Genomic DNA, 13217 nt, shown 5'->3' with positions numbered 1-13217 from the left:
CCGTGGTGACGCCCAGCGCCTTGAGGTGCTCGATCACCGACGGATGGCCCAGCCCCTCGAAGGTGCCGCGCGCGGTCTCGGGCACGTCCGGATGGCGCATGGTCAGACCGCGCACGTGCGTCTCGTAGACCACCGTGTCCACCCAGGGCGTGCGCAGGGCACGGTCCTCGTCCCAGTCGAAGTCGGGATCGACCACGACCGCCTTGGGCATGAAGGGCGCGCTGTCGCGGTCGTCCATGTCCAGGTCGCTGCCGCCCACGGGATAGCCGAACAGCGCGTCGTCCCAGACCAGGTCGCCGACGATCTCCATCGCGTAGGGGTCCAGCAGCAGCTTGTTGGGGTTGAAGCGATGGCCCTCTTCGGGCGCGAAGGGGCCGTGCACGCGGTAGCCGTAGGCCTGCCCCGGGCCGACCTCGGGCAGGTAGCCGTGCCATATGCCGCCCTCCATGTCCGGCAGGTCGAGGCGCGCGATCTCGTGCGTGCCGGTCTCGTCGTAGAGGCACAACTCCACCCGGGTCGCATGCTGCGACCAAAGGGCGAAATTCGTGCCCTCGCCATCGTAGTCCGCGCCCAGACGGGTGCTGCGGCGGACATTGCGATCGAAGGCGATGGTCGTGGGGTCGTGTTTCATCAGGCGGTTTTTCCTTGGGCCGCGCGCAGGGGGTGCCGCAGCCAGTGATGGGTGAAGGACAGCTTGTCTCGGACCGTGTCGGTCAGGACGAAGGGATAGAGATCGGGGATTTCGAGCGAGCGGTTGACATGGTTGATCGCCAGCGCAAGCGCGGTGGCCGTGTTGATCAGGCCGACCGCATCGGTTTCGGCGTAGGCATCGGCGGGCGGCGTAACGTCGTGGTGGCGCAGGCCGGCCGCCGCCACGCTGTCGGTCAGGTCGGTGAGGTGCATCAGGTGCGCCGAAGTCTCCGCCCAATCCTCGTGCGGATGGGCGCCGGCGTAGAAGGTGATGTAGTCCGGCCCCGGGTCGCGCGGCCCGCCCTCGTAATGCGCCTGAAGCGCAGCGGCGTAGTCCTGCCGCTCGTCGCCGAAGAGGTTGCGGAATGCCGCCAGGAACGCCGGGTCGCGGGCGAGGACCGTGAACAGGAAATGCGCGATCTCGTGCCGGAAGTGGCCGATCATCGTGCGATAGCGCTCGGACAGCGCCTCGCGCCGGGCGATGCGGGTCGGGTGCGACGCCTCGGTCACGTTGATGGTGATGAGGCCGTCGGCGTGGCCCATGGTCACATTCTCGGCGCCCGCCCCGGTCTGTTCCGAAAGCAGGTGGAAGCGCGGCTGCGGATCGTCGCCGCGAAACCAGCCCCAGCGCATCAGGTTCGCCAATGCCCAGCGCTTGGCTCCTTCGGCCCGCGCCCACATCAGGCGGTTGGCGTCGACGGAGGTGTCGGGATGCACGTCGGTCATGGCGCAGGACAGGCACAGCCCGCCTCCCGCTGGCCCGGTCCAGTTGCAGCCGATCGCGTCGCGGTTCGCACAAGGCACGTCGAGAGGCACCAGCACGTCGCGCACCGGATCATAGGCGATCTGCTGACCGCAGCCGCATTCGAGATTGTCGAAGTACAGCACGCCCGCGCATGCCGCACACCTGTAGGTCTGCATCGATCGGCCCCTAGAGACGGTCCATGTGAACGCCGCGAAACCCGTCCTGTTCCACGGCGTCGGGCCTTGCGTGCGGAAAAAAGCGGCAACGCCACGCCGCGCAGGCCACCCGAGCCGACGAAGAAACCACAACGTGCATCACGATGGCATGTGCGGCCGCCCAAACGCGTCTTTTCCATCGTAAACCCGCCCTCTGTGCGCTAACAAACGGGGTGTGCGGACGCTTTTCCGGCGCTTGGCCGAATTCTCGGTCACTCTGCGGAAACGATGGCCGCCGCGGGGTCGCGGAAGTCGCGGAGGAGCATGACGGAACTCGACGGCAAGGTGTCCCGGCTCGGCCTGGGACAGGTGAACGACAGCGTCCTGGCCTTCATCGGCCTGCTGACGCCCGAGGGGCGCCTGCTCGAGGTCAACGACCCCGTGCTGACCGTGTCCGGCGTCAAGCATTCGGATGTCGTCGGCCGGCTGTTCTGGGATTGCTACTGGTGGGATTTCGACGAAGCCTCGCGCACGCGCCTGCGCGAGGCGGTCGAGCAGGCCCGCCGGGGCCGGACCGTGCGGTACGACACGCAGGTGCGCATCGCCGACGGCAGCCTGCTCGAGATCGACTTCCAGATCGCGCCGCACAAGGACGGCAATGGCGAGGTGATCGCGCTGATCCCCTCGGCCGTCGACATCAGCGGCCGGCGCCGTGTCGAGCAGGCGCTGCGCGCCTCGTCCGAGGCGCTGCACGACGTGGTCCGCAAGGCGCCCTTCGGCGTGATCCTGATCGACGCCGACTTCCGCATCGAACTGATCAGCAGCGGCGCCGAGAAGGCGCTGGCCGACCAGATGCCGGTGATCGGGCGCGACCTGGGCGCGGTGATGCGGCAGGCCTGGGCCGAACCATTCGGCAGCGAGGTGGTCGCGATCTACCGCCGCGTGCTCAAGACCGGCGAGCCCTACGTGACCCCCGGCATGGCCGAGCGCCGCAGCGGCGACGCGATGGAATCCTACGACTGGCGCGTCGACCGGATCACCACCGCCGACGGCCGCCCCGGCCTCGTGTGCTATTTCTACGACTTGTCCGAGCGCGACCGCATCGAGGCCGCGCTGATCCGGTCCGAGACGATGTTCCGCGCCACCTTCGAGAACGCCGCCATCGGCATGGCGCATGTGGCGCTGGACGGCTCGTGGCTGCGGGTCAATTCCAAGCTGTGCGAGATCGCGGGCTATTCCAAGACCGAGCTCGAGCGCGGGCGCTTCCAGGACATCACCGCGCCCGAGGATCTGGCGCACGACCTCGCACTGATGCAGGAGATCATCGACGGCAAGCGCGACGACTACGCCATGGAAAAGCGCTATATCCGCGGCGACGGCGCGCTGGTCTGGATCAACCTCACCGTGGGCTGCGTGCGCAGCGCCAGCGGCGACGCGGAATACCTGATCTCGTGCGTCGAGGACATCACGGCCCAGAAAGAGGCCAACGCCGACCGCCAGATCCTGGTGGACGAGCTGAACCACCGGGTGAAGAACATCCTCAGCACGGTGCTGTCGGTCTCGTCGCAGACGATCCGCGCGTCGCGCGACCTGGACGATTTCCGCGACCGGTTCAGCGGCCGGCTGCTGGCGATCTCGCGCACCCATGACAGCATCTTCGACAGCAGGCGCGGCGTCGCGCAGCTGCAGGACCTGATCCAGGCGCAGCTCGAGACCTACGTGTCCGAGACCGACCGGCGGATCGGCCTGGAGGGCCCCTCGGTGGCGCTGAACGCCGCACAGGCCAACGCGGTCGGGCTTTTGGTGCACGAATTGCTGACCAACGCGATGAAGTATGGCGCTCTGGCCACCGACGACGGCCGCATCGTCATCCGCTGGAGGATCGCGAAGGACGGCGCGGAGGCGACCGAGGTCGAGCTCGATTGGCTGGAATCCGGCGCGCGCAACGTGACCGCGCCATCGCAGACGGGCTTCGGCACCAAGCTGATCGAGACCACCGTGACTCGGACGCTGGACGGCACCTTGCACCGCGACTACCGCGCCGACGGCCTGCGCTGCAGCATGACGCTGCGGATCGGGCGGCAGGACGACGCCAAGACGGGCTTCCGCCGAAGTTAAGCCCGCGCCGTGGCGGCCAAGCCACCGCGCCAGGCGCTTGCAACCGAACCCGCGCCGCGAGCGTTTGACGCCATGTAAGGCGCCCTGCCCGAGGATCGGCCCGGCGTCGTCACGAATGACGCGAAGGGAGTCGTCATGGCATCGCGCGCAGTCTGGAAAGGTCAGCTTCGTCTCTCGCTGGTCTCGATCCCGGTCGAGATCCACAGCGCCACCAGCAGCGGCGCGCGGGTCAGCTTCCGCCAGATCCACGGCCCTTCCGGCGAGCGCGTGCGCTACGAGAAGACCGTTCCGGGCGTCGGCACCGTCGACAACGCCGACATCAAGAAGGGCTACGAGGTAGGCGACGACGAGTACATGCTGATCGAACCCGACGAGATCGACGCCATCAAGCTCGAGACCAAGAAGACGCTGGAACTGGTGCAGTTCGTCGGCTCGTGCGAGATCCCGCCGCTCTATTTCGACAAGCCCTATTACGTCGTGCCAACGGACGATCTGGCCGAGGACGCCTACCGCGTGGTCCGCGACGCGCTGCGCCAGACCGAGATGACGGGTCTCGGCCAGCTGACCATGCGCGGCAAGGAATACCTCTGCGCGATCCGCCCCTGCGGCGACGGCCTGCTGCTCGAGACGCTGCATTACGCCGACGAGATCAAGAACGCCGATCCGCTGTTCACCGGGATCGAGGACGACCCCGCCGACGACGAATTGCTGTCGGTCGCGACCGAGCTGATCACCCGCAAGACCAAGCCCTTCGACGCCGCCGCGTTCGAGGACCGCTACGACATCGCCCTGCGCGAGTTGCTGGATGCCAAGCGCAAGAACCGCAAGACGCCGCGCGCCCGCACAGGGTCGGAACGGTCCGGCGGCGACGGCCGGGGCGAGAACGTGGTCGACCTGATGGCGGCGCTGAAGGACAGCCTGAAGGCGGATTCCGGCGGGCGCGGCGGGTCGAAGTCCGGCAACACGCGGTCGTCCGGCTCGGGCGGGTCCAAGACCGCGGCGTCGAAGCCGGCCGCGAAATCAACGTCGAAGTCGACGGCGTCGAAACCCGCCGCCTCGAAGTCGGCCGCCTCCAAATCGTCGAGCACCAAGTCGACCGCGTCGAAAGCGCAATCGTCCGGGTCGCAGTCGAAGACCGGCACGCGCAAGAAGTCCGCCTGACATGACCCGGCTCGAGGCCTATCACGGCAAGCGCGACTTCGCCGTCACGCCGGAGCCGCGCGAGGGCGGGCGCACCGACGGGCTGGCGCCGGTCTACTCGATCCAGAACCACGACGCGACGCGGCTGCACTGGGACCTGCGGCTGGAATACGACGGCATCCTGCTCAGCTGGGCGATCACGCGCGGCCCGTCGCTCGATCCCGCCGACAAGCGCCTGGCGGTCCAGACCGAGGATCACCCGCTGAGTTATCTGGACTTCGAGGGCACGATCCCTAAAGGCAATTACGGCGCGGGCACCGTGATGTTGTGGGACCTCGGCCACTGGCAGCCGCTGGCGGACGTCGCCAAGGGGCTGAAGAAGGGCCACCTGTCGTTCATGCTGCACGGCCTGCGGATGACGGGGCGGTGGGACATGATCCGCCTCAAGCCCGAGGGCAAGCGCGTCAACTGGCTGCTGGTCAAGCACGAGGACGACGCCGCGCACGGCCCCGACCCGGTCGCGCGCTACACCACCAGCGTCGCCACCGGGCGCACGATGGACGCCATCGCCAAGGACGCGCCGCCCGAACCGCCGCGCGCGCGCAAGACCACCCCGCCCCGCTGGCGCAAGCCGCAGCTGGCGACGCTGACCGACCGGCTGGGCGATCCCGACAGCCGCTGGCACGAGTTGAAGTTCGACGGCTACCGCGCGCTTGTCGCCATCGGCAAGGGCGGCGTCCGCGTCTTCACCCGCAACGGGCACGACTGGACCGACAAGTTCCGGCCGCTCATTCCAGCCTTTTTGGACCTGTCCTGCGATTCCGCGCTGATCGACGGCGAGATCACCGTGGGCGCAGGGCTCTACGGCTTCGGCCGGCTGCAGAAGGCGATCAAGCTGGGCGGGCCGTTCCACTTCCACGCGTTCGACCTGCTGAAGCGCGACGGCGACGACCTGACCGAAAAACCGCTGACCGACCGCCGCGCCGCGCTCGAGGATCTGTTCGCCGACACGCCCCCGCTGGGGCTGCTGCAGCTGTCGCCCGTGCTGCGCGGCGATGCCTCGGACACGTTCGACAAGATCTGTCACACTGGCGGCGAGGGGCTGATCTCCAAGCGCATGGATGCGCCGTATCGTGGCGGACGCTCAACGCTCTGGGAAAAGATCAAGTGCATCAAGCGCGACGAGTTCGTGGTGCTCGGCTGGCAAAACTCGGACAAGAAGGGCCGCCCCTTCGCCTCGCTGGCGCTGGGGATCGAGGAAGCCGGCGAAATGGTCTATGCCGGCAAGGTCGGCACCGGCTGGGACGCCGACACGATGGACGAGATCGCCACGCGGCTGAAGCCGCTGTCGCGCAAGACCGCGCCGACGCTGGTGCCTGCCGCCGAAGCGCGCGGCATGAACTGGGTGACGCCGCGCCTGGTGGCCGAGGTGCGTTACGCCGAGGTGACCGAGGACGGCCGCCTGCGCCACCCCAGCTTCGAGGGCCTGCGCGAGGACAAGCCCGCCGACCAGGTGCGGCGCGATCCGCCCGCGGCGGTTCTGGACGATGCGGCCGATCCCGCGCCGACGAAGGCGCGCGGCTCCGCGAAGACGCCCGCCGCGAAGGCGCGCCGGACTTCGAAACACGGCAAGCCCACCGCCAGGGACGCGAAGGGCCGCGTGACGATCGCCGGCATCTCGCTCAGTTCGCCCGACCGGCGGGTCTTTCCGGAAGCCAAGCATACCAAGCGCGAGGTGGCCGAATACTACGAACGCGCCGCCGACCGGATGCTGCCCTTCGCCGGCGACCGCCCGCTGTCTCTGGTCCGCCTGCCCGAGGGGCTGGAGGGCGAACGCTTCTTCCAGAAGCACGCCGGAAAGGGCTTTCCCGATGCGATCCGCACGATCGAGATCGCCGAGAAGTCCGGCACCGCCGAGTACATGATGGTCCGCGACGCCAAGGGCCTCGTCGGCGCGGCGCAGATGGGCACGATCGAGTTCCACATCTGGGGCGCGCGGCGCGACAACATCGAGCGCCCCGACCGGATGGTCTTCGACCTCGACCCCGACGAGGGGCTGGGCTTCGACGCGGTCAAGGCCGGCGCCATCGACATCCGCGACAGGCTGGACGATCTGGGTCTGCCCAGCTGGCCGCTGCTGACCGGCGGCAAGGGCGTGCACGTGGTCGTGCCGCTGCGCCGCACCGCCGGGTGGGAGACGGTCTCGCTGTTCTCGCGCATGATGGCCGAACTTTGCGCGCGCGACGCGCCGGACCGGTACACCGCCACCATGTCCAAGGCCAAGCGCAAGGGCCGGATCTTCATCGACTGGCTGCGCAACCAGCGCGGCGCGACCGCGATCGCGCCCTGGTCGCTGCGGGCGCGCCCCGGCGCGCCGGTCGCGGTGCCGGTGACGTGGGACGAGCTTGAGCGCATCGACCGCGCGAACCTGTTCACGCTGGACGACGCAATGGACCGCGATCCCGACGCGGCCCCGCAGCCAGGCCCCGTCTCGGTCTCGGCCGCCGTGCTGAAACGGCTCGAAACGCGGCTGTGACGCCCCGTCGCAATCCGCGACTTGAGGCTGGATTAACGTTTCCGCGCTATTTCCGAAGCCTACGGCGTCAAAAACGCAGGGCAATCACATGGGCTTTGAACAGCGGGCCAGCAGGTGGCCGAGCAGCTGGCAGATGTTTATCTCTTTCGGCGACAGGACGGAAACCATCGTCGAGGTACGCAACGTCAGTGCCTCGGGCATGAAATGCGCCGGTCAGGCCGAGGCGCGGCCGGGTGAGCGGGTGCAGTTCGGCATCATGGGCCAGAAGGTGACAGGATTCGTCGTGCGCCAAAGCGCGGACGGCTTCGCGATTTCCTTCCTCCGCCCTCTGTCCGACGCACAGCTGCACTGCCTGCGTCAGTTCCGCAGGCTGCCGGCCGCCGCCCGTCAGGGCTGAGCGCTTCTCGGGCGGCACCCGAAAAGCAGATCACTCCGCGCCCGTTCCGAGCGGCGCCGACGATGCGGCCTGGCTGACGTCGTGACGCCGGCGCGCCTTCCGGTTTGACACTCCGCGTCCGCGCGACGAACGTCTGCCGCATCGACGACCGCAAGGCGCGGAGAACATTCTTGACTGGTTACCTGACCGCTCTGACCGGGTTCGCGCTGATCGCGGCGGCCGCCTACTGCGTCTGGAGCGCGGTGTCCTCTGCGCGCACGCCGCAGGGCGCACTGGCCTGGACGATCTTCCTTGTGGCGGCGCCGTGGGTGGCGGTGCCGGCCTACGTCGTCTTCGGCCAGCACAAGCTGCGCGGGCAGCGCCTGTCGCACCGCCGGACGCTGGCCATCACCGAACGCATGAACCTGCCCTCGCGCGGGACAGCTCCGCCGACGTCCGAGCGGATGCGGATCTTCGCCACGCTCGCCGGCCTGCCGGTGCTGCGCGGCAACAAGGCCGAGCTTCTGATCGACGGCCACGTCACCTTCGACACGATCTTCGAGGCCATCGACGGCGCCAGGCACTACGTCCTAGTGCAGTTCTACACGATCGCCGACGACGGTCTGGGCCGCGCCTTCGCCGACCGGCTGGTGGCCGCGGCCGAACGCGGCGTGTCGGTGCGGCTGCTGTGCGACCGCGTGGGCAGCCACGGGCTGTCCAAGGCGTACCGGCAACGACTGGTCGATGCGGGCGTGCATTTCCCCGACCCGCGCAAGACGCGCCATCGGGCGTCGCGCAGCCGCATCAACTTTCGCAACCACCGCAAGACCTTGGTCGTCGACGGCCAGTGGGCCTCGCTCGGCGGGCATAACGTGGCCGACCTGTACCTGGGCCGGGACCCGAAGATGGGGCATTGGCGCGACACGCACATGAAGCTGACCGGCCCGGTCGTGGCGCAGCTGCAGCTGGGCTTCGTGCAGGACTGGCACTGGCAGACCGGCGACGTGCTCGAGGGGCTGGACTGGTCGCCTGATCCGGTCGCCGACGGCGTCGACGCGGTGACCGTGCTGATGGGGCCGACCGACACGTTCGACACCGGCGCGCTGTTCTTCTTCTCGGCGATCGCGCGCGCCAAGCGGCGGATCTGGATCGCCACACCCTACGTGGTGCCCGATTTCGACACGCTGTCCGCGCTGAAATGCGCGGCCCTCGACGGCTGCGACGTGCGCCTGCTGGTGCCGGCGCGGATCGACCACTACCTGCCGTGGCTGGCCGCCTTCGCCTTCTTCGACGAGCTGCGCGAGGCCGGCGTGCGCATCCACCGCTACTGCGACGGCTTCCTGCACCAGAAGGTGGTGCTGGTGGACGACGACCTTGCGGCCGTCGGCACCGCGAATCTGGACAACCGGTCGTTCCGCCTCAACTTCGAGACCATGGTGATGATTGAGGACACCGATTTCGCCGCGCGCACCGATGCGATGCTGCGTGCCGACCTGGAGGCCGCGGACCTGCTCGAGACGCCGCTGAGCCACCAGCCCATGGTGATGCGCATCGGCGCGCGGCTGGCGCGGCTGCTGGCGCCGGTGCTGTGATGGCCCTGAGGATCGTCAGCTACAACATTCGCAAGGCGGTGGGCCTTGACTGGCGCCGCTCGCCCGCGCGGGTGCTGCGGGTCATCGACGAGCTCGACCCCGACGTCGCCGTCCTGCAGGAGGCCGACAAGCGCCTGGGCGCGCGCCCCACGGCGCTGCCGCGCGAGATGATCGCGCGCGAGACCGCGCTGCGCCCGGTCGATCTGTCGTTGGGCGCGGGCGGGATCGGCTGGCACGGCAACGCGGTCCTGGTGCGCAAGGACCTGGCGGTGCAGGCGCGCATGCGGCTGTCGCTGCCGGGGCTCGAACCGCGCGGCGCGGTGCTCGTGCGGGTCGAGGGGCTGTGGATCGTCGGCACGCACCTGGGCCTGCTGCGGCGCTGGCGCCACCTGCAGATGGCGATGATCCTGCGCCACCTGGGTCCGGTGGCCGACCAGGCGCTGGTGGCCGGCGACTTCAACGAATGGTCGGCCATGCGCGGCTTCGAGCCGTGGCAGGACAGCCTGCACGTGGTGGCACCCGGCCCGTCGTTCCACGCGTCGCGCCCGACGGCACCGCTCGACCGGTTCGCGCACGGCGCGGGCGTGCGCCTTCTCGACCACGGGGTCGCTCGGGGCGGATTGGCGGCGATGGCGTCCGACCACCTGCCGATCTGGGCCGAGGTCGAACCGGCGGCGGATTGACCCGGCGGCACCGGGCGCGCGTGTCTCAGCCCCGCGTCGCCACGCGCCGGTCGCCGCCGCAGAACCCGTCGAGGACCTCGTCGATCGATTGCGGCCGCCCATAGAAGTAGCCCTGCGCCTGCACGCAGCCCTCGCCCAGCAGGATGTCGGCATGGGCGCGCGTCTCGACCCCCTCGCACAGCAGACACAGGTCCATGTTCCGGCACAGGTTAGCGACCGAGCGCAGGATCGCCAGCGCGTGGGGATCCGCGTCCAGCCCCTGGACGAAGCTCTTGTCGAGCTTGAGCTTGCGCAGCGGCAGGCGCGACAGGTAGCCGAGCGACGAATACCCCGTCCCGAAATCGTCCAGCGCCCAGGACACGCCCAGCATCTCGATGTCGCGCATGGTCTCGACGATGCTGTCCGATGGCGACATCAGCGCCGTCTCGGTCAACTCCAGCCACAGACGCCAGGGCGGCAGCCCACTTTCGGTCAGCGCCGATTGAACGTCGTCCAGGATGTCCCGGTCGAGCATCTGCAGCGTCGACACGTTCACCGCGACGGTGACGTCGGGCGGCAGCCGCCGCGCGTCCAGCGCCGCGCGGTGCAGCACCCAGCGGCCGATCTGGCGGATGAAGCCGTTGGATTCCGCGACGGCGATGAACTCGTCGGGAAAGATCCGGCCCAGCGTCGGGCTGGTCCAGCGCAGCAGCGCCTCGACACCGATCAGGCTCCCGTCGCGCATGTCGACCTGCGGCTGGTAGACGAGGCTGAACTCGTCGCCCTCGATCGCGGTCCACATGGCGCGCTCGATGTCGCGCGCGCGGGTCGTCCGGCCGGTCCTGTCCGGATCGTGCCGCACGATCCGCGATCCGCCGAAATGCCGCGCCTCGTCCAGCGCGTCCTCGGCCTGCTCCAGCACGGCCTGCGCCGTCGCGTCCGTCCCGTCGCCGGTATCGACATAGCCCAGCCGCGCGCCCACCAATGCGCGCGCCTCGGCCAGCACGTAGGGCCTGGTGACCGAGTCGTGGATCCGCTCGGCGAGATCGTCGGGCGCCACCACGTCGGGCGCATCCGTGGCGAACACGGCGAAGGCGTCGCCCTCCAGCCGCACCAGGGGCGACAGGCCTGGAACGTCGCGACGCAGTCGCGCCACGGCCTCGGCCAGCAGCAGGTCGCCCACGTCGCGGCCCAGCGTCGCGTTGATCGTCTTGAAGCGGTGCAGGTTGAACGCGAAGATCGCGATCCGGCCATTTGTGCCAAGGTGGTCCTGCGCCAGCCGCAGGAAGGCGCAGCGCCGCAGCGCGCCGGTCCGCTCGTCGTGGGTCGACAGGTACGCCAGCCGCTCTTCCTGCTCGCGCAGATGGGTGATGTCGCGCGCGGCGATCGTAGCGATGCAGTCCTGCCGGGCAGGCGTGCGCCCCCCTTCGGTCACGGCGTCCAGCAGCGAGGGTGTGACCGTGAACTGCAGCACGCGATCGCCCAGCTGCGTCTCGGTCAGGTGATCCGGCGCCCAGGCGCCCTGGCGATAGGACAGGATGGCTTGCCGCGCCGCCGTGGCGAAGGCGGCCGGCAGCGGTGCCCCGTCCAGACCGATGCCCATGTCCCGCGCGCTCTTGCTGGCGGCGCGGACGCGCAGCGCCTCGTCGATGATGACGATCGTGTCCGAGCTGTCGTTGAAGACCTGCGCCAGCAGGCGGCGCGTGTTCTCGATCTCGACCCGCGCGCCGCGGATGACCCAGCGGCTGACGTCGATCGTCTGGCCCAGCTGCCACGCCCCGTAGAGCAGCAGCCCCGGATAGAGCGGCGCGGTCGACCATTGCAGCGCGGTCTGCCGGAACAGCAGCAGGCCGGCGCATTCGGCGGCGCCGACGACGCAGAATGCCTTGGCGATGAAGGCCCAGGCGCTGAAGTTCTCGTCCCGGCGCTGCAGCAGCAGGATCAGGCCGGCGAGCAGCGCGATGGTCAGCCGCCAGCCCCAGCGGACCGGCGCGATGCCCTGCAGCAGCGTCTCGGTCGCAAGCGCATGGATCATCGCGCCAGGCACGATGCCGTGGACCGGCACGGCGAAGTTGTCGCGCATCTCGACCGCGTGCGCCCCGATGATCACCGAGTGGCCGGCGAACGCCTCGGGCGGCACGACGCCGCGCAGCACGTCGATCGCCGACAGGCTGGGGATCGTGTCGGGGCGCAGCGCGTAGTTGATCCCGAAGAGGCTGCCGGGCGGGCCGAACACGCCCGACAGGTAGGACGCGACCGAGGGCATGTCCTCGCCCAGGACGTCCGCGCTGAAATGGTATTCGCGGATCAGCCCGTCGTCGTCGGCGGGTACGTTCACGAGAACCGGCCAGCTCAGCGACAGGAACGGCGCGTGCGGCATGTTCACGCTGAGCGTCCCGGCGTCGCCGATGCTGGAAGGCTGCGCGAAGACCGGAAGGAGGGTGGCGCCGCCGGCCCGTTCGAGCGCCTGCTCGAAGGCGCGATCACCGTCGGCATCGGCGGCGAAGGCGAAGTCGACGTCGAAGAACACGTCGCGGGCGCCGGCCTGCACGACCTGGTCCAGGAGCGCGCCGTGGATGCTGCGCGGCCAGGGCCATTGCCCGATCTCCTTGAGGCTGCGCTCGTCTATGGCGACGAAGACGACCTGGCCGCTGGCAGGCTTCGGGCTCATCCGCATGCGCAGGTCGCCGATCGCCAGGTCCAGCGGCGCCAGCATCCCAAAGACGATCGCAAGCCACGCGACCAGCGCGGCGACGAGGGCCGGCGCGGCCTCGGCGATCCAGCGTGTCACGTGGCGGGCAGGGTCAGGCATCTTCCGCGGTCCCGGAGCCGGTACTAGGGCGTGGCGAAAGCCGGACCGCGCGGGGACGGTTTCCGGCTTTCGTCATCTCGATCCGGTCCGCGAGGCCGTCCGTAACGCGGATCGGCGGACGTCAGATCCGGCTCTTCACCAGCATCGTCTGCGGGGCGTCATGGTCGTGGTCCGCGTGCACGCGGGCATCGCTCCGCCCGCCACCGTTGCCATTGCCGCCACCGTTCCCGTTGCCGCCGCCGTTCCCGTTGCCGCCACCGTTTCCGTTGCCGCCACCGTCTCCGTTGCCGCCGCCGTTCCCGTTGCCGCCGCCGTTCTCGTTGCCGCCGCCGTTCCCGTTGCCGCCGCCGTTCCCGTTGCCGCCGCCGTTCCCGTTGCCGCCGCCGTTCCC

General features: G+C 69.5%; 9 protein-coding genes and 1 pseudogene. 6 read left to right on the top strand and 4 right to left on the bottom strand.

What is annotated here, in order from left to right; genetic code table 11:
- Both ACFDTC_RS03645 and ACFDTC_RS03640 read right to left on the bottom strand, forming a co-directional pair.
- Positions 1 to 631 (bottom strand): annotated as a pseudogene (locus ACFDTC_RS03645) (glycogen debranching enzyme GlgX); the annotation flags it as partial.
- Complete coding sequence (locus ACFDTC_RS03640) at positions 631 to 1611, bottom strand: putative zinc-binding metallopeptidase (RefSeq protein WP_375257511.1); 981 nt, start codon at positions 1609 to 1611, stop codon at positions 631 to 633. The pseudogene ACFDTC_RS03645 and the gene ACFDTC_RS03640, both read right to left, overlap by 1 nt.
- A gap of 303 nt (positions 1612 to 1914) precedes the next feature.
- On the opposite strand from ACFDTC_RS03640, the gene ACFDTC_RS03635 reads away from it, so the two are divergent.
- The 6 genes from ACFDTC_RS03635 to ACFDTC_RS03610 all read left to right on the top strand — a co-directional run bounded on the left by ACFDTC_RS03635 (position 1915) and on the right by ACFDTC_RS03610 (position 10035).
- Positions 1915 to 3708, top strand: a complete 1794-nt coding sequence (locus tag ACFDTC_RS03635; RefSeq protein ID WP_375257510.1) for a PAS domain S-box protein — start codon at positions 1915 to 1917, stop codon at positions 3706 to 3708.
- 135 nt (positions 3709 to 3843) lie between these two features.
- Positions 3844 to 4869 (top strand): Ku protein, encoded by a 1026-nt coding sequence (locus tag ACFDTC_RS03630; RefSeq protein WP_375257509.1) that lies wholly within the window; start codon positions 3844 to 3846, stop codon positions 4867 to 4869.
- Position 4870: 1 nt separating this feature from the next.
- Positions 4871 to 7384 (top strand): DNA ligase D, encoded by a 2514-nt coding sequence (gene ligD, locus ACFDTC_RS03625; RefSeq protein ID WP_375257508.1) that lies wholly within the window; start codon positions 4871 to 4873, stop codon positions 7382 to 7384.
- Between the two features lie 88 nt (positions 7385 to 7472).
- The gene (locus ACFDTC_RS03620) at positions 7473 to 7781 is read left to right on the top strand and encodes a hypothetical protein (RefSeq protein WP_375257507.1); all 309 of its coding nucleotides are present in this window, start codon (positions 7473 to 7475) and stop codon (positions 7779 to 7781) included.
- A 170-nt stretch (positions 7782 to 7951) separates the two neighbouring features.
- Positions 7952 to 9352 (top strand): cardiolipin synthase, encoded by a 1401-nt coding sequence (gene cls, locus ACFDTC_RS03615; RefSeq protein WP_375257506.1) that lies wholly within the window; start codon positions 7952 to 7954, stop codon positions 9350 to 9352.
- Positions 9352 to 10035 (top strand): endonuclease/exonuclease/phosphatase family protein, encoded by a 684-nt coding sequence (locus ACFDTC_RS03610; RefSeq protein WP_375257505.1) that lies wholly within the window; start codon positions 9352 to 9354, stop codon positions 10033 to 10035. Before cls ends, ACFDTC_RS03610 begins: the two co-directional genes overlap by 1 nt.
- A gap of 25 nt (positions 10036 to 10060) precedes the next feature.
- Here ACFDTC_RS03610 and ACFDTC_RS03605 read toward each other — a convergent pair whose 3' ends face one another.
- Together ACFDTC_RS03605 and ACFDTC_RS03600 are read right to left on the bottom strand one after the other, a co-directional pair.
- Positions 10061 to 12805, bottom strand: a complete 2745-nt coding sequence (locus ACFDTC_RS03605; protein WP_375257504.1) for an EAL domain-containing protein — start codon at positions 12803 to 12805, stop codon at positions 10061 to 10063.
- A 142-nt stretch (positions 12806 to 12947) separates the two neighbouring features.
- Positions 12948 to 13217: hypothetical protein (locus ACFDTC_RS03600; RefSeq protein ID WP_375257503.1), on the bottom strand; the 270-nt coding region annotated here is incomplete at its 5' end.

Origin of the sequence: Citreimonas sp., assembly GCF_042096055.1 — a bacterium.
Lineage (GTDB): Bacteria > Pseudomonadota > Alphaproteobacteria > Rhodobacterales > Rhodobacteraceae > Citreimonas.
This window is presented reverse-complemented; position numbering and strand designations above follow the sequence as displayed.